Raw genomic sequence first — 17,412 nt, forward strand, 5'->3', positions numbered from 1 at the left:
CTTTTCTTTTTGATTTTCAGTATTTTTTTCCGCCACAGGACTCGCGGATGATGAGCTCTGCAGACATCAGAAAATCACTGACGATTTGTTTATTAATCGCCTTAAGCAGGCTGGTAACCAGTAATTCGCCTGCCAGCCTGGTATCCTGTTGCACGGTGGTCAGGGCCGGCGTAGTAAAAGCGGAGATACTGATGTTGTCGTAGCCGGTGACGGCGATGTCCTGCGGTACCCTGTATGGTGTTTCTTTCAACGCCTGTAACACACCGGTAGCAATCAGATCTGATGCACACACCACGGCGTCAGGCTTTTGTTCAGAATGAAGAATTTTACGGATAGCCTGCGCACCGGCTTCTTCAGTAGAGTTTGCATCAATACGGATAAAGTCACCGGCATCAATGCCGGCGTCTTTTAATGCCTGTGTGTAACCCTGATAGCGGGCCAGGAATTCCGGCGCATGTCCGCCGGCATCACCGATAAACGCAAACCGCCGGTGTCCATTTTTCACCAGGTGGGTGGTGAGATCATAACCGCCCTGAAAGTTATCACAGCCGATGCTGATACCGGGATGGTCTGCATCTTTAGCCCCCCAGCGCACAAAATGGGTACCCTGATTTTCCAGTTGGGCCAGTTTGTCCCGCCAGGCGGTGTAGTCTCCGTAACCGAGCAGAATGATACCGTCAGCTTTTTTGGAGTCTTCAAACTCAGCGTGCCAGTCATCGTCCAGATTCTGAAAAGACACCAGCAAATCGTAACCGGCGGCAGAACTCGCCCTTGTTATGCTTCCCAGCATGTTAAGGAAAAACGGGTTTATCATTGAGTCGTCGGACGTGGGATCTTCAAACAGCAGTAAAGCAATTGTATTGCTTTTCTGTTTACGCAGGTTGCTGGCGTTTTTGTCTACTTTGTAGTTCAGTTCTTTGGCAATACGCTGCACCCGCTCGCGGGTTTCTTTATTTACCAGCGGGCTGTTACTGAGCGCCCTTGAGACCGTGGACTGCGATACGCCGGCCAGGTGAGCAATATCAAAAGACGTGGCTTTTTCTTTCATGCCTGTTACTGAAAGCGTTTAAAGTGGCTTATGTTACCATACTTAACGATGATAAGTGTCTGAGTTAATTGCCCGGACAGCGGTTTTCGTTGTAAATTTAGCCGTTCGGGCAGGGCGATTTCAATTAATCATAGTGACCCGCCGGGCAACCGGTTATACTCGGCGATTATTATGTCAGAACAGATTTTCATTTAAGGGGAAAGGGCGAATGGCGGAAACGGAACATCATCCGACCAATTTTATCCGGCAGATTATTGAAAAAGATCTTGCTGCAGGTGTTCATGATTCTATAAAAACACGTTTCCCACCGGAACCGAACGGTTTTTTACACATTGGACATGCGAAGTCTATTTGTCTGAATTTTGGTGTAGCCAGTGATTACAACGGTACATGTAATCTGCGCTTTGATGACACTAACCCTGCTAAAGAAGATATCGCTTACGTCAATTCCATCAAGGAGGACGTAAACTGGTTGGGTTTCCAGTGGAATGGTGATGCCCGTTATTCTTCGGATTACTTCGATTTGCTGCATGGCTATGCGATGGAGCTTATTGATAAAGGTCTGGCTTATGTGGATTTCTCCAGCCAGGAAACCATGCGTGAACTGCGCGGGACACTGACAGAATCCGGTAAAAACAGTCCTTACCGTGATACCGATCCTGCGACCAACCGTGCAGAATTTGAGAAAATGACTGCCGGTGAGTATGCGGAAGGTCAGTGTTCACTGCGTGCAAAAATTGATATGACATCCCCGTTCATGTGTATGCGGGATCCGGTGATCTACCGCGTGAAATTCGCACACCATCACCAGACAGGTGAGAAATGGTGCGTCTATCCTATGTACGATTTCACCCACTGTATTTCAGACGGCATCGAGGGGATCACCCACTCTCTGTGTACACTGGAATTCCAGGATAACCGCAGACTCTATGACTGGGTGATTGAGAATATCTCAATCGAATGCACACCCCGTCAGTATGAATTCTCCCGGCTGAATCTGGAATACACGGTGTTGAGTAAACGCCGTCTTATTCAACTGGTTGAAGAAAATCACGTGAGCGGCTGGGATGATCCCAGAATGCCTACCATCGCCGGTTTGCGCCGCAGAGGCTATACGCCTGCGTCTGTGCGTGAATTTTGTAAGCGTATCGGCGTAACCAAAATGGATAACATGGTGGAAATGGGCATGCTGGAAGCCTGTATCCGCGATGATCTGAACGTTAACGCTCCCCGTGCAATGGCCGTTCTTGACCCGGTTAAACTGGTTATTGAAAATTACCCTGAGGGTGAGTCTGAATCATTGCAGGCACCTAATCATCCCAATGATGAATCCATGGGCAGCCGCACAATTCCTTTCAGCCGCGAAGTGTGGATTGAAGCGGAAGACTTTCGTGAAGAAGCGAATAAGAAGTTTAAGCGCCTGGTACTCGGGAAAGAAGTCCGTTTACGTAATGCTTATGTGGTAAAAGCTGAACGTGTCGAAAAAGATGCGGATGGTAATATCACTACCATTTTCTGCACTTATGACGATGAAACTCTGGGTAAAGATCCTGCTGATGGCCGCAAGGTTAAGGGGGTAATCCACTGGGTTGATGCCAGTGCCGGTGTGAAAGCAGAATTCCGCTTGTATGACCGTCTGTTTAACGTACCGAATCCGGCAGCGGAAGAGAATTTTACGGATGCCATAAATCCTGCTTCTCTTGAAGTGAAATCCGGTTTCGTTGAACCGGGATTAACGGAAAATCCGGTAGCCGGAGGCTGGCAGTTTGAGCGCACCGGTTACTTCTGTCTGGATAAAGATTCATCTGATAGCCTCAGTGTGTTTAACCGCACAGTGGGACTGCGGGATTCCTGGGCAAAGATTGCTGACTAGTCCTATTAAAGTTTCTTATTTAAAACCGCAGTTTATCTGCGGTTTTTTTATGCGTATTTCTCATTGATGCTGGCCGTAGTGTTGCGTAATCTGTAAAAAACAGTTCATAGCAGGGATCATCATGAAACGGGGAATTCTGGCACTCACTTCACTTTTGTCTTTCTCAGCCATGCCGGCAACCTTTCCGGTGTACTTTCTCGGCGGACAATCCAATATGCAGGGATACGGCGTCAGTAAAGATCTTGAACCTCTTTATAGTAAACCTGCTGACAATATTTATATGTTTGCCGGCAATGCGGTTTCAGATGATGATCTTACCGGTGGTAAAGGTGTCTGGGCACCACTGCAGACCGGTACGGGTAAGGGTTTTAAATCTAATGGCCGGGTGAGCCTGTACAGTGACAAGTTTGGTCCGGAAGTTTCATTTGGTCATCAACTCTATTCACTGAACAATAACCAGCCCTTTGCCATTATAAAGTACGCCAAAGGAGGCTCGGCGATTGCTGAAGGGGTTGGCCACGGCAGCTGGTATCCTTTTTATAGGGAGAACACCGGTGTTAATCAATTCGACCACTTCCTCACGACTATCCGCAATGCATTTTCTCCAGTTGATATCGATCTTGACGGTGAAATCGATAACCTTGTGCCGGCTGGTATTGTGTGGATGCAGGGTGAATCTGATGCGGCAGAAACGAAAGAGCTTGCAGCCGCGTATCAGGCTAATTTAAAAGAGCTGATGGCACTGATAAGAGCGGCCTTACGGGATGATGATTTACCTGTCGTGATTGGAAAAATTACCGATTCGGGTATGGATGAAGCAGACGGCATGCGCATGAATTATCATAAAATTGTTCAGCAGGGACAGAAGGCTTTTGTGGAAAATGATGTGTGTGCGGCTTATGTGACAACTCTGGACAAAGAGACGCATCTGGATGACGGATGGCACTATCAAAGTGAAGGATATGTCCATCTGGGCGAAGAATTCGCAGCTGCCATGCTTAAATTGCAGCAAACCTGTGGTCAGCGGTAAGCGTTGGATGGCGCATGGAAAACGGGGAGCGTAACGCTCCCCCGTTTTGTATTTATAAGCAATAAACCTTATTTCGGCTGACAGTCAATTGACTGACCATTCACATTCAGACTGTCATCACCCATCAGATACAGATACGCCGGCATCAGATCAGCCGGAGTTTTTAATGTGTCAGGATTTTCTGCCGGGTATGCACTGGCGCGCATGGCAGTGCGGGTAGCGCCGGGATTAATGCAATTAAATCGCAGGCCACGGTTTTCAAATTCGGATGCCAGCACCTGCATCATACCTTCGGTGGCAAATTTAGACACGGCATAGGTGCCCCAGAACGCACGGCCTTTTTTCCCGACGCCTGAGCTGGTAAAAATAACCGAAGCAGAAGGCGCTTTACGCAGTACGGGGATCAGCGCCTGCGTCATCACCGCAGCACTGTTTACATTAACCTGCATAACATCCATCCATTCCTGCTCAGGAATATCGCCGAAGGCACTTAAGTGGCCAAGCATTGATGCATTGTGCAGTACACCATCAAGTTTTCCGAACTGGTCAGTAATGGTTTGTGCCATGTCCTGATAGTTTTTCAGTGTTGCACCCTTCAAATCAAGAGGGACAATGGCGGGCTGTGGTCCGCCATTTTTTACAATACGGTCGTAGACCTGTTCCAGCTTTGAGACGGTTTTACCTAATAAAATACAGGTAGCCCCGTAAGCTGCAAACGTCGTGGCAGCTTCTGCACCAATTCCGGCGCCGGCACCGGTGATGAGTATGGTTTTTTCTTTGAGAAGTCCGGCAGGTGCCTGGTAGAGATTCGGCATAGGGTCTAACCTTGATCTGTTAACTATGGACAAAGTGAGGCTTGATGATACTCAGCTCCCGGTGGTTGTAAATATCTAGCCCTATAATTCTCAACAGATTTTAGTGGCGTAAAATTAATTTACGAAAAGTTAACAAACCTTTGCAAAATTCGGGTAATGACCATAATATTAAGCTACAACCAACTGGTCATACTTGTTTGAAATGTGTGTTACCACTTGTCATCAGGTGGATTGAAACAAGCATTTACATTGCCTTGACTGTAAAACAGACAATAACAACAAAGCCTTTTATTAGGGAGAAAAAATGAGAAAACTCTTTATCAGTACCAGTGTTGCTCTGGCACTGGGTTTAACGGGTTGCGGTGGCTCCAACGAAACGCTGGAGGACATTGAGTCCGGAACGCCCGTTCAGAAGCCTTTCTCTCGTGTCGTTTTTGATCCGTCTAACGGCGTGCTTAACATACCTAACGATCTGCTCATGCTGCCGGGTGATGACGGCTTCTTCGACTATACACTGAACATTCCGGTAGATGACCCGACAGATTTTACTGATCCGCAAAACGCACTCAACGTGCTGGACGGCTGGTCAACCCAACATCCTTTTGTTATCGACGTGACAACACCGTCAGGGGTAACACTGGATGAGTCAACATTATCTGCTGGTGTCATGCTGTACGAAGCAACGCTGGGGCTTGACCAGAGTGATCCTGATTGTGCGGGGGCCGCAATACCGTCCTCCGGTTGTAAAGTCGGTAACCAGTTACAGTACGGCACTGATTTTGTGCTTTCGCTGGTGGACGGCGATACTATTTCCGTTGTTCCCCTGAAGCCATTGAAACCGGCACACGGCTATATGCTGGTGATGACAACAGATTTGAAAGACAGTGAGGGGAACGGCGTAATGGGTTCCACATCATGGGAACTGGTTCGTCAGGACATCAATACATTACCGCTTTCTTCCGACGCTCAGTTGCAGTTGCAAACGCTGGTCAACTCGCTGGTCGATCCTCTGATTGAAATGGGCTATGACCGTGAAGACATTTCCTATGTCTCTGCTTTCACAACCCAGAGCACAGACATCGCCCTGCAATCATTGAAAAAAGTGATGGTGGCTGAATTTGCTGCCCGTTTTGCCGCAGGTGACCCTACAGCGGCTGCCGCGCTGCCGGTTATTACTGTAAACGACCCTGAAGGTGCCACCAATGCGATGGAAGCTTTGGATCTGGTCGATGATGCAACCCTTGCCGGTGCGGTTCAACTGGGCATCAATGCCTTACCGGAGTCCGCCGCAGCATTCATTCCAACTATTGAAGCCACACTGGATGCCGGAGGTTTCGCACCGTTACAAACCTGCGCCGGATTGCTGGGTACTGTGTCAGGTCAGCTGTCTGCTACCTGGGGCGGATTAAATGATTTCGCCGTGGGTGTCTCTACCGGCATTCTTGCTCAGGCAGGCCCGTTCTGCGCCGCGTCTCATTATGAAGGCTCTGTGTCATTGCCGTATTATCTGCCTGTGCCTTCCGCCGAAAACCCGCTGGCACCGACTACCGGTTTCTGGGAAGCGGCCTGTGACAGCGGTATTGTACTGGCGGGTGCACCTGATGAGGTACTTGCTTCGGCTACGCCCGGTCCGAACTTCACCTTGTGTGATCAGCTAGGCCTTGCTGATTTACGCATCGGGGAAGCGATGCTGGACTCAGCCCGCAATATCACAAAATTCAACCCTGTACCGCAAACTCAGGCCTTTCCTTCACTGGATGTACAGGTAACCGTGCCCAATGCTACCGTAGCCGGAGCGTTAGGTTTCCCCATCGCTCAGCCTGAAGCCGGCTGGCCTGTGGCTATTTTGATGCACGGTATCACCAGTAAAAAAGAAGATATGCTGGCGATTACCGGGGCGCTGTCACTGGCGGGAATAGCCACCGTCGCCATTGACCACCCGCTACATGGTAGTCGTGGTTTTGACGTGAATGGTGACGGTACCGACGACATCAATGCGACTACGGTCAGCGCGACTCATTACATGAATCTGCAATCACTGCCAACTGCACGGGATAACGTCCGTCAGAGTGTTTCTGATATGCTGGGATTACGTCTTGGTCTGAACGCAGTGAACGATCAGACAACCGGCGGCGCAGCATCGTTTGACTTAAGCCGTGTTTACTTCATGGGCGTGTCTTTAGGTGCGATTACCGGGGCTGAATTTGCCGCAGTAACTAACAGCACAATGGGTGACGAACTGGCAGCGCTGGACGGCATGTATAGCGTGCAGGCAGCATCTCTGGAGTCTCCGGGAGGCGGTCTGGCTCAGTTCCTGATTGAGTCGCCAACCTTTGGTCCTCTGATCCAGGGGCTGTTGTTATCTCAGTCTTCCGAAGAGTTTCAGGCGTTGTTAGTGCAATTGTACGAAACAACTGATGTCACTCAGGCGCAGCTTGTTGCCGCGGTGGAAGTGTTCCTTGCGAACCTCACTGATGCACAGATGGCGGAAGTGCAGTCTGTACTGAATCAATTCGCGTTCGCCGCGCAGACGGTTCTGGATGCAGGTGATGCAAACAACTATGCCGCTACACTGGCGTCAAACACGCCGGTACATATGATGACTGTGGTGGGTGACGGTGCGGATAATTTACCGGATCAGGTGATTCCGGTATCTACAGCGCTGCCACTGGCTGGCCAGCTGCCATTTTCAGCCTTAGCCGGACTGGAGCAGGTCAGCAGCACTGCCACCGGCGATCCGGTAAGCGGTATTGTACTGTTCACAGAAGGTGCTCATGCATCCAGCCTGAGCCCGGAAGCCAGTGCTGCGGCTACCACTGAAATGCAAAAAGAAGTGGCGGGTTACATGTCTACGGGTGCAACAGTACTGCCCATTACCGATACTTCAGTGGTGCAAAACTAACTTCACAGCGACGTAATCGTCGGCTGTCAGCAAAGACCCCCTGCGGAAGAAGTTTCCAAAGGGGGTCTTTTATTATCAAAGACAAAGATAAACGACTTTAAGCATATTCAGGTATCAGGGGTTGATGTAGTAATTCGTTTTTAAAGTCTTTCGGGCCGGTCTTACGATAAATGTAGATGTTATAGAAGGGGGTTGTGTCACGCCTGATCACCGGAGCAAATTCTTCTGAAACGCTGATAAGTCTGCGAAGTGCGGAATGGGACTGAGAGGTAATACTTCTGCGATAAACCAGAATACCGTTCTCTGTGAGCGATTTTTCCAGACTGTTCATGAAATTATGACTGTCACTTTCTTTCAGATAATCCGGCACATTAGACAATGAGATAAAGTTATATTTGTTATGTGCTTTCTCACAATGCTCAATGATATCGGAGTTTATGTATGTAATCCTGCAAGCTTTCGCTGCCTTCTTACAAAGACTGAAATATTTCCCGTCAATTTCTGCAGTAGGCGCCTGGTTGCTTTTGTAAGAACCTGTTAAAAGTGCGCTGTAGTAGAAATTGTTTTTGATCAGAAAGTTCTCAAAAGCATGACTTATTGACTGGGTAAAAAAGCGGTAAAAATGCCCGGGTGAGGACCATGAAAGATGAGTTCTTCTCAGCATGAGTTTCTTTAACAGCACCGTTAAAGTAACTGATAGGGTCAGAAAAAAAGCCATTAGTTTTAGTTTTCGTCTCAATGACAAATAGAGAAGCTTTTGGCTTTCAAGGGAGTCACAGTTAATCAGTTTTTTACTTAAGTCTGGATAACTGAGGCGAAATAAACGTGCAGAGTTTGCCAGTTTTAATTCCCAGGCGCCTGAGAACAACAAACTTTGCCATCCTGTTCTGCGGAAAAATTCGCCTAAGCTTTTTTCTGTCTGAGTGGTAAGTGATAATTTCTCAAACAGCTTTTTTCGTTCATCGGGCTGCGCATACTGATATCCCAAAAGCTTGCAAAACTCAACGTATTCAAGTGCTCTCAGGGCTTCTATCCTGAACTCTGTTAGAGCAAGCTGCTGTTGAGATGAATCTATACAGGTCAGCTTTTCAGGCATTTTAGCGAACAACGGTATGACTCTTGAACCACTGCCGGCAATAGCTAATACGTGCTCAGATTGTTTGGGTAACAAACTTTGTTCAGTGTAACTATCTTCATTCGCAAAGGTGTATTCAAACTTCACGGTTTTCTCCTGAAGAGACAGGGGCAGACAAGCCTCCGTTTGTATTATTCCTCTTTCTCCGGTTTGATGAATAGTAAGGCTATTAATGACGCGCAGACGATAATTCCTTTAAGTGCCAATGGTATTGGCAATATCCCTGAAATCGCTGCAATGGCCCCGACGGCGCAAACCTGGAAAAAAGATTTATGCGTTTTCATATTCATCACATCGAAAGAACAAAAGCGGAGTAAGTTCCGGTAATTGTACCTAACATGCCACCTATCAAACCGCCTATGAGAATACCCGGGGGCCCGCCAACAGCTCCAACAGTAGCTCCTAACGACATACCTCCTCCGAAACCACTAAGGCCACCAACGACTGCTGTTTCAGTGAGGCTCATTTCTCCACCGCCAACTAAGTTAATTTCCCTTTGATTTAATTCGTTCATTGTTTTCTCCTCAAGCCGATAAATAGCCATATCCGGCACCTAATACTGCACCGGCAGCCAGTCCGATAAATCCGCCCCATCTCCCCCAACTCGCTCCTGTCAAAGCACCATTCATCACTGCTGCAAGAGTACCGGCACCTGAACCAATACCTGTACCAGCGGTTGCTCCGGTGATTGACCATGCAAGTGTATCGCTGCCTCCATTAACCAGTTGCAAATCTTCAGGTTTCAAAACTTTCATATACAATTTCCTTATCGTTAAAATTGAAAACTGGAAAATCCAGCTACGACAAAGTAACTAATATAAGAACGAAATGAAGCTGATCTGAAGACGGTAAATAACGCTAAACCCGGGCCGGTACAGGTATAGCATATCGATATTTGTAAACAGTTTAATCAGTATAAATGCATTAATTTCCATATCGCACGGGCCAGATGAATCCAGCTGTCGTCAGCGTGCGTAAACGCTGCTACACTATGCCGCTGTTTAACGGGCATTTTTTAATCATTTGTCCGGGTCTGGCATGACGATACTTGCCGCACAGAATAATAATCAGGAGAACATGTTGGAGTTTTTGTACGAATACGGATTATTTCTGGCTAAAGCCGTGACGCTGGTAGTAGCCATAGTGGTAGTACTTATTGCTATCGTCGCCAGTGCCAGCCGGCAGAAGCCCGGAAAAGGGCACCTTGAAATCGTGTCTCTGACAGAGCAACTGAACGATATTAAACATTACGCCCGTTCTGTTCTGCTGGATAAAGCCGCTATGAAAAAGCTGGCGAAAGAACAGAAAAAAGAAGGCAAAAAGGCTAAATCAGATAAAGATAAAAAAGAGGATGAAGAAGCTTCACGTCTTTTTGTTATCGATTTTACCGGTTCCATGGATGCCCATGAAGTTGAGCGTCTTCGTGAGGAAGTGACTGCTGTACTGTGTGTGGCACAAAAGCAGGATGAAGTGCTGGTCAGGCTGGAAAGTGGCGGTGGCGTTGTTCATGGTTATGGTCTGGCAGCGTCACAATTGCAGCGCATTAAAGAGAAAGGCATCAAGCTGACGGTAGCAGTTGATAAAGTAGCTGCCAGCGGTGGCTACATGATGGCCTGTGTGGCGGATACGTTGCTCTCAGCCCGGTTCGCTTATATCGGTTCAATTGGCGTGCTGGCGCAGATCCCTAATGTGAACAAACTGCTCAAAAAGCATGACATTGAGTTTGAGCAACATACTGCCGGTGATTACAAACGTACGTTAACGGTGTTTGGCGAAAACACTGAAGAAGGCCGTGAAAAATTCAGAAAAGATCTGGAAAACATCCATGTTCAGTTTAAAGACTGGGTGAAGTCTCAACGTGAAACACTGGATATTGAAAAAGTGGCTACCGGCGAAGTATGGCTGGGCAGTGAAGCGAAGGAGATGGGACTGGTAGATGACATCATGACCTCTGATGACTACATTCTTTCTCACCATCCGGCCCGTGAAATCTTTGCAGTGAAATATGCGACAAAGAAAAGCATGGCAGAGAAATTAGGGATCTCAGTATCTGCAGCAGCAGAAAGCACTGTGATGCGCCTGTTGTCCAAATCCCGCCACTGGTTCTGATCTGCTGATTTCACATGGCGAAAGATACTAAAAAACGTATTCTGGATGCAGCTGAAACCCTGTTTGCTGAACAGGGTTATGCACAAACTTCCATGCGTGCAATTACCGCCCGCGCAGATGTGAATCTGGCGTCGGTAAATTATCACTTTGGCAGTAAAAAAAATCTGATTCAGGCAGTGCTGAAGCGCTATTTTGATGTATTGATGCCACAAATTGATGATGTCCTGAGCAGCACCGGCACAGAGACCGGTGCGGACGGTGTGGAAAGTCTTTTGCTTTCCCTGGTTCCGCCCATGATGACGTTGTCGGATATCCGCCCTGAAGGTACTGCACTGTTTGTCCAGCTACTGGGCAGGGGCTACAACGAAACTCAGGGACATCTTCGCCGTTTCATCATGCATGACTACGGCAGTACGGTAGCTAAACTGATGATGGCCTTACATGCCTGTTTACCCCACGTAGAAGATGATGAACTATTCTGGCGTCTGCATTTCGCCATCGGCAGCTTTGTTTTTTCCATGGCATCCAGCCGGGCACTGACAGAAATCGCGGAAGCAGATTTTAACCAGAAAGTGGATATTAAAGCCGTGATCCTTCATCTTGTTCCCTTCGTTTCACAAGGTATCGCCGGCCCTCAGGTCTGAGTTACACCGCTTATTTCAGGAGAATGGTATGGCAATCAGCAGACATGAGCTGGTCTGTGCGCTGGACACATTATTACGCCCTCAGGATGTTCAGGATTATTGTCCTTATGGCTTGCAGGTTGAGGGTGCTGACCGGATCCGTAAAGTCATTACCGGTGTAACAGCCTCACAGGCACTGATTGATGAAGCCGTCCGCCGGGAAGCAGACGCTATCCTTGTGCATCACGGTTATTTCTGGAAAGGGGAAGACCCCGTAATCACCGGCATGAAGGGAAAGCGTATCCGTACATTGCTCGCCAATAACATCAATCTTATCGCCTATCATCTGCCGGTAGATATTCACGCCAGTTGCGGCAATAACGTACAACTTGGCAGTTTGATGGAACTCAGCAATCTGGCTCCTGCGAAAGGCGTGAAGCCCGAGGGGATCATCTATACCGGTGAGAGCAGCGAACCTGTTCTGGCTTCAGAATTTAAAGCCCGTCTTGAAAATAAACTCGGCAGGTCTGTACTGCATGAAGGAGACGCCGGTGACCGGCTGGAAACCTTCGCATGGTGTACGGGCGGCGGTCAGGGATATATAGAGAAGGCGGTTGCAATGGGCGCAGATGCGTTTATTACCGGTGAGGTCTCTGAACAGACCATACATGTTGCCCGTGAACTCGGCATTCACTTTTTTGCTGCCGGTCATCATGCTACAGAGCGCTACGGTATTAAAGCGGTAGGAGAGTGGTTGTCTTCCTCTTTCGACATCACTGTTGATTTCATCGATATTGATAACCCTGCCTGATCTCCGGCGCAAAGAAACGACTTATGAAATCCACCGACCAGTATTTTGATGGTATCGCAGATAAATTCGCAAGCAACATCTACGGCACGACCAAGGGCCGTCTGCGGCATCTTTTGTTACTTGATATCCTTAAACCTCTCCTTGAGAAGTTGCCGGTCAGCAAGGTAATTGATCTGGGCGGCGGGACGGGCATCATGACCCGTGAAGTTGCACAGATGGGTCATGATGTCACGTTGGTGGATGCGTCTGCAGATGTACTTGTGCTGGCTCAGGAATATCTGGGCAGTGTGGAAAATGTGACGTTCAGAAAAGGCACTATTCAGTCTGAAACCGATCTTCAGCGCTATGATGTGGTTATCTGTCATGCTGTTCTTGAATGGCTCGCCAGTCCGCTAGAAACCCTTTCGGAAATCTGTCTTAACATGCGCCCGGGGGCGCTGCTGAGTCTGACCTTTTTTAACCGCGATGCGGCGTTATTTGGTAATGCTGTATATGGAAATTTTGATTACATTGCCAAAGGCATGAAAGTCAAAAATCAGGTCAGACTGAATCCGCAGAATCCGCTTGTCCCTGCAGGCGTAATCCGCTGTGTTGAAGAAGCCGGCATGGAAGTAAAGTCGTTAAGCGGCATCCGCTGTTTTCATGACTACATGAGAGAGAGACATCTCAGCGACAGTCAGTTTGAAGAGCTTGTTGCACTGGAAAGACAATATATGAATACCGAGCCGTTTTGCCGGCTCGGCAAGTACATGCATTTGCTGATCAGCAAGCCGGCTTAACCAGAAAGGTTGTGGTATCCATGGTGCCGTTTGCACAGGCTGCCACATTGCTCAGCGTGGTTTGTGCAATCTGTCCCAGTGCTTCCTGAGTAAAAAAGCCCTGATGGCCGGTGATCATAACGTTGTGAAACGTGGATAAACGCTCAAAAACATCGTCCTGAATAATTTCACAGGAATGGTCTTTAAAAAACAATTCCGATTCCATTTCATAGACATCAAGTCCCAGATAGCCGATTTTGTGCGACTTTAACCCGTTTATTAACGCCTGCGTGTCGGCAAGACCACCCCTTGAGGTGTTGATCAGCATCACACCATCACGCATTTTACTGATGCTCTCTTCGTTGATCATATGATAACTATGTTGGTTCAGAGGACAATGTAAACTGATGATATGTGAGCGGGACAACAACTCTTCCAGGGTGACAAATCGTGCCCCGGCATCCTGCAACTGACGGTCAGGAGCCGGGTCGTAGCATAATACTTCACAGCCGAAACCCAATAGGATTCGTGCAGTGGCACGGCCTATATGACCGGTGCCTATAATACCTGTGGTTTTTCCGGCCATGTTGAAGCCCAGCAAGCCGTTTAAGTCAAAATTACCTTCTTTAACCCGGTTGTATGCTTTATGCATACGCCTGTTTAACGTCAGCATCAATGCTACTGCATGTTCTGCAACCGCTTCAGGTGCATAAGCCGGCACGTGCGACACCGCGAGCCCCAAACGTTTCGCCGCCTCCAAATCCACATTGTTATATCCCGCACAGCGCAGAGCAATATGACTCACCCCTGACGCCTGTAATTTCTCCAATACAACGGCATTTACCGTGTCATTTACAAATACGCAAACAGCGTCGAGACCGTCGCACAGTGGCACGGTGTTCTCATCCAGACGGGCAGGGAAGCAGTGCAGATGGACATCCCCGCCGGCCAGTTTGCTGATTGACGCCTCATCAAAGGGCTGGCAACTGAATATACCCATTTGTATGGTCATGAATATTATGCTCCGTCTATTCCCGTATGATCGGGTCAATAATTTTTTGCAGTGCGTCGGGTTTGGTTACCGGCGCATAGCGTCCACGAACCTTACCGTCACGATCAACAACAAACTTGGTAAAATTCCATTTAATTGCCTTAGAGCCAAGCACGCCCCTGGCTTCATTTTTAAGATAAGTAAACAAGGGATCTTCGTCCGGTCCGTTCACGTCTATCTTAGCCGAGATGGGAAAGGATACACCGTAGTTGAGTTCGCAAAACTGTTTAATATCGTCATCACTGCCGGGTTCCTGGCTACCGAACTGATTACAGGGAAAACCGATAATCATTAAATCGTGAGGCTCATACCGGAGAAAGAGCTTTTCGAGACCTTCATACTGAGGCGTAAATCCGCACCGGCTTGCCGTGTTAACAAAGACAATGACGAAGCCCTTCAATTTACTGAGCGCCAGCGTTTCGCCGGTGTTTAATGTGACGGTATAATCATAAATTGAAGACATAGAGTTAATCCTTTACGGCATGTGAAACGCGGTCAAAAGCTACTTTTAGCATGAAATTTGTTATTATTCAGCCGGTTTCGGTACAGTCGGTTTCTTTGACCGGCTTGTTATCACTTTTGCAGCCACACGGAGAATAGGTAACCTGTGAAAAAATTAACGTTTCTTGGACTTGGTGTCATGGGCTACCCCATGGCAGGGCATCTGCAAAAAGCAGGATTTGACGTAACAGTTTACAACCGCACTACTGCTAAGGCAGAGGCCTGGGTGAAAGAGTATGGCGGGTCTTTTGAGCCTGCTGTAGCGGCTGCAGTTCGTGGTGCTGAAATCGTATTTATGTGCGTCGGTAATGACAATGACGTTATGGACGTCGCCGGTCAGGCAACAGAGGCGATGGATGCCGGTGCCACTCTGGTAGACCATACAACGGCGTCAGCAGATGTGGCGCGCACGTTGTGGGAAACCTGCAAAGCGAAACAACTGGGTTTTCTTGATGCCCCGGTATCCGGTGGACAGGCCGGCGCTGAAAACGGCCAGCTTACTATTATGACCGGCGGAGATGAAGCTGTGTTTGATGTGGTAAAGCCTGTCATGGACAACTATGCAAGACACAGCCAGTTACTGGGAAAGGCTGGTAGCGGACAGCTGGCCAAAATGATGAATCAGATTTGTATTGCCGGCATTGTTCAGGGGCTGGCTGAGGCGCTGCACTTTGGTCAGCAGGCAGGGCTCGATTGTGCAGCCGTGGTTGACGTTATTTCAAAAGGTGCAGCACAGTCATGGCAAATGGAAAATCGTGCAGCGACCATGCTGGATGGCAAATATGACTATGGTTTCGCCGTAGACTGGATGCGTAAAGATCTCGCCATTGCACTGGATGAGGCGCGCAGGAACGGTTCTACGCTGGCACTGACTGCGCTGGTCGATCAATATTACGCTGATGTACAAAAATCCGGAGGTGGTCGCTGGGATACTTCCAGCCTGCTGACCCGTTTAGCCGCTAAATAACTGCTAGCCGGCAGAGGCTTGTGTGTCGTCTGCCGGTGTTACCGGTGTCGCTGTCAGAAAGTAAGCCGCGTCAGCTTCGGCAACTTTTCTCAACCTGAGCAAGCGTTGTCTGTTGGCATTATTCAGCGCACCGGTATCAATTTTGTCCAGTAATGTGGCGACGGTGTAATTACGGTAACTGTGATGACGGGATTCTAGCATACACTGCAGCAGGTTGAGTCCGAATGCCTGCGTTGCCGGCATCATTTGAAAGGCCTGATAGAAGTAATACATTGCACGGACATAATCTTTACCGGTAAACATCCGCATGCCCGTTTCATTCAGCTCCAGCGCTCTTTCACTGGCCAGCCCCATACTTTTTTCAGCCCGGGTGAGTACGCTTTCATTTAATGTCTGCGCAGACAAATCATCGTCCAGATGATTTCTCTCATGTGCCATAGCCAGTAAGTCTTTGGCTTTCTCTGTATTGCCTAGCGCATTATTGATTTTGGCGGCCACGATGAGGGTGGCGGGATCAGTGCGCACAAACATGTCCATGTGTTCGTGAGTCAGGTATTGTTCCGCTTTTGCCGGGTCATTTTCAAGCACCGCAGCGAAGGCAAGAAGATAGTCTTTCTTCTGTAGTTGTTGCTGATCGTTCTGATTACGTCCTGCAATCCCTACCAGCCGGCGGGCCTGAGTCAGGCTTTCGTCCCGGTTAGATTTTGGCTGCTCTTCCGCGATAGAAAGGTAAAACTCTGCCAGCTCAAAGGTGAATTCGTTAAACCTGTCCCGGGTACTGCGGTTGTAATCACGTTTCTTCTGCAGCAGTTCGATCCCTTCCAGTACTTTGTCCTGCTTTTGATAAGTTAACGACTTCAATCGTGTTGCCGGCACACTTAAGTCACTGGTTTTGATGTGGTTCAGATAAAACTCTGCCTGCGACCAGGCCTCTTGTTCAAAACACAGACAGGCGAGCCACTCAAATGCCTTATCCCGAGCCAGTGAATTGGTCATCAGATCGGACAATTCTTCTTTACAGTCTGCCCAGTTACCCGCCAGGTACTCGCATTTTATTTTTCCCCACTGGGCCCAGAGCACACGTTCTGAGCGCGCCAGCACAGACTCGTATAAGGCTTTAGCCGCCAGTAACTGACCATTCTGAAACAGGATCCTGGCGTGAAGTTTCAGCACATCGTTTTTGAGCTTTGCCGGCGTTTTCTGATTATTCAGTTTAGCCACAATTTGCAGCGCGCCGGCGGGATCGTTATTGTCCAGTGCATTCAGTGCCTGTTTGACATAATTCCGGTAACTGAGGTAGTGACTGAGACCACGTGAAAGGGTGGCAATGTTGTAGGGCTTGATGATCAGCAAATCCGGCTGTGCATCGATGATCTGGCCCACCGTTTGTGGCAGCCGGTCTGCCGTAATAAACACGATACCGGTACTGGGCCGGATAAACTGGCTTTGCCGTAGTTGATGTACCCATTCCACACCGTTTTTACCTTGCCCGAGGTGAAAGTCCATCAGAATAATTTCAAAGTGTTGCCGGCGCAGGGCTGACTTGAGCTCTGCACCGTTACTGAAACTGCTGATTTCGAATTCGCCCACAGGCAAAAGGTGGCTTCTTATTGCTGAACGCGCAGTGGCATTGTCTTCGATAATCGCCAGACGGTAAGGCATGAAGGGCACCAGTAATGTAATGAAAGTACGAACTTTGTCATACCGGAATTTAATAAATATATCAGCGCTTTGACGGTTCGTCATCTATACGAAAAGATAATAGTCCCGGGAGCAGGCATTATTTACC

Annotated in this window: 16 protein-coding genes; 8 read left to right on the top strand and 8 right to left on the bottom strand. The window is 48.4% G+C overall.

Going from position 1 to position 17,412, the window contains the following annotated elements:
• Window positions 1-16 precede the first annotated feature (16 nt).
• Window positions 17-1,048: a LacI family DNA-binding transcriptional regulator gene (locus J3369_RS09620; protein WP_303574190.1), complete on the bottom strand. Its 1,032-nt coding sequence runs from the start codon at window positions 1,046-1,048 to the stop codon at window positions 17-19.
• A 208-nt stretch (window positions 1,049-1,256) separates the two neighbouring features.
• On the opposite strand from J3369_RS09620, the gene glnS reads away from it, so the two are divergent.
• A complete protein-coding gene (gene glnS / locus J3369_RS09625) occupies window positions 1,257-2,921 on the top strand; it encodes a glutamine--tRNA ligase (RefSeq protein ID WP_349586079.1) in 1,665 nt (554 codons plus the stop codon).
• A gap of 121 nt (window positions 2,922-3,042) precedes the next feature.
• Window positions 3,043-3,951 (top strand): sialate O-acetylesterase, encoded by a 909-nt coding sequence (locus J3369_RS09630; RefSeq protein ID WP_349586081.1) that lies wholly within the window; start codon window positions 3,043-3,045, stop codon window positions 3,949-3,951.
• A 68-nt stretch (window positions 3,952-4,019) separates the two neighbouring features.
• Here J3369_RS09630 and J3369_RS09635 read toward each other — a convergent pair whose 3' ends face one another.
• Window positions 4,020-4,766: a YciK family oxidoreductase gene (locus J3369_RS09635; protein ID WP_349586083.1), complete on the bottom strand. Its 747-nt coding sequence runs from the start codon at window positions 4,764-4,766 to the stop codon at window positions 4,020-4,022.
• 304 nt (window positions 4,767-5,070) lie between these two features.
• On the opposite strand from J3369_RS09635, the gene J3369_RS09640 reads away from it, so the two are divergent.
• The gene (locus tag J3369_RS09640) at window positions 5,071-7,668 is read left to right on the top strand and encodes a VolA/Pla-1 family phospholipase (protein WP_349586085.1); all 2,598 of its coding nucleotides are present in this window, start codon (window positions 5,071-5,073) and stop codon (window positions 7,666-7,668) included.
• Between the two features lie 97 nt (window positions 7,669-7,765).
• On the opposite strand, the gene J3369_RS09645 is transcribed toward J3369_RS09640, so the two are convergent.
• The 3 genes from J3369_RS09645 to J3369_RS09655 all read right to left on the bottom strand — a co-directional run bounded on the left by J3369_RS09645 (window position 7,766) and on the right by J3369_RS09655 (window position 9,558).
• Window positions 7,766-8,890, bottom strand: coding sequence for a DUF3419 family protein (locus J3369_RS09645; RefSeq protein ID WP_349586087.1), 1,125 nt, complete (start codon window positions 8,888-8,890; stop codon window positions 7,766-7,768).
• Window positions 8,891-9,092: 202 nt separating this feature from the next.
• On the bottom strand, window positions 9,093-9,317 hold the full coding sequence (locus tag J3369_RS09650; RefSeq protein ID WP_349586089.1) for a hypothetical protein: 225 nt from the start codon (window positions 9,315-9,317) through the stop codon (window positions 9,093-9,095).
• Window positions 9,318-9,327: 10 nt separating this feature from the next.
• Window positions 9,328-9,558 (bottom strand): bacteriocin, lactobin A family protein, encoded by a 231-nt coding sequence (locus J3369_RS09655; protein ID WP_349586091.1) that lies wholly within the window; start codon window positions 9,556-9,558, stop codon window positions 9,328-9,330.
• Between the two features lie 325 nt (window positions 9,559-9,883).
• Between J3369_RS09655 and sohB the strand changes: the two genes are divergently transcribed.
• From sohB to J3369_RS09675, 4 genes are read left to right on the top strand one after another with little or no spacing between them, the layout of a single operon-like run.
• Window positions 9,884-10,912: a protease SohB gene (sohB, locus tag J3369_RS09660; protein ID WP_349586238.1), complete on the top strand. Its 1,029-nt coding sequence runs from the start codon at window positions 9,884-9,886 to the stop codon at window positions 10,910-10,912.
• A gap of 14 nt (window positions 10,913-10,926) precedes the next feature.
• Window positions 10,927-11,556: a TetR/AcrR family transcriptional regulator gene (locus tag J3369_RS09665; RefSeq protein ID WP_349586093.1), complete on the top strand. Its 630-nt coding sequence runs from the start codon at window positions 10,927-10,929 to the stop codon at window positions 11,554-11,556.
• 28 nt (window positions 11,557-11,584) lie between these two features.
• Window positions 11,585-12,346 (top strand): Nif3-like dinuclear metal center hexameric protein, encoded by a 762-nt coding sequence (locus J3369_RS09670; protein WP_349586095.1) that lies wholly within the window; start codon window positions 11,585-11,587, stop codon window positions 12,344-12,346.
• Between the two features lie 23 nt (window positions 12,347-12,369).
• Window positions 12,370-13,125 (top strand): methyltransferase domain-containing protein, encoded by a 756-nt coding sequence (locus tag J3369_RS09675; RefSeq protein ID WP_349586097.1) that lies wholly within the window; start codon window positions 12,370-12,372, stop codon window positions 13,123-13,125.
• Here J3369_RS09675 and J3369_RS09680 read toward each other — a convergent pair.
• Window positions 13,109-14,110, bottom strand: coding sequence for a 2-hydroxyacid dehydrogenase (locus tag J3369_RS09680; protein ID WP_349586240.1), 1,002 nt, complete (start codon window positions 14,108-14,110; stop codon window positions 13,109-13,111). The genes J3369_RS09675 and J3369_RS09680 overlap by 17 nt on opposite strands.
• A gap of 22 nt (window positions 14,111-14,132) precedes the next feature.
• Window positions 14,133-14,618, bottom strand: a complete 486-nt coding sequence (locus J3369_RS09685) for a glutathione peroxidase (RefSeq protein WP_119501283.1) — start codon at window positions 14,616-14,618, stop codon at window positions 14,133-14,135.
• A 144-nt stretch (window positions 14,619-14,762) separates the two neighbouring features.
• Between J3369_RS09685 and J3369_RS09690 the strand changes: the two genes are divergently transcribed.
• Complete coding sequence (locus tag J3369_RS09690) at window positions 14,763-15,623, top strand: NAD(P)-dependent oxidoreductase (RefSeq protein WP_349586099.1); 861 nt, start codon at window positions 14,763-14,765, stop codon at window positions 15,621-15,623.
• Between the two features lie 3 nt (window positions 15,624-15,626).
• Here the strand turns inward: J3369_RS09690 and J3369_RS09695 are convergent, their stop codons facing one another.
• Window positions 15,627-17,285 (bottom strand): response regulator, encoded by a 1,659-nt coding sequence (locus J3369_RS09695; RefSeq protein ID WP_349586101.1) that lies wholly within the window; start codon window positions 17,283-17,285, stop codon window positions 15,627-15,629.
• Between the last annotated feature and the right edge of the window lie 127 nt (window positions 17,286-17,412).

This window comes from Alteromonas sp. NFXS44, assembly GCF_040148705.1.
In the GTDB taxonomy this organism is placed as follows: domain Bacteria; phylum Pseudomonadota; class Gammaproteobacteria; order Enterobacterales; family Alteromonadaceae; genus Alteromonas.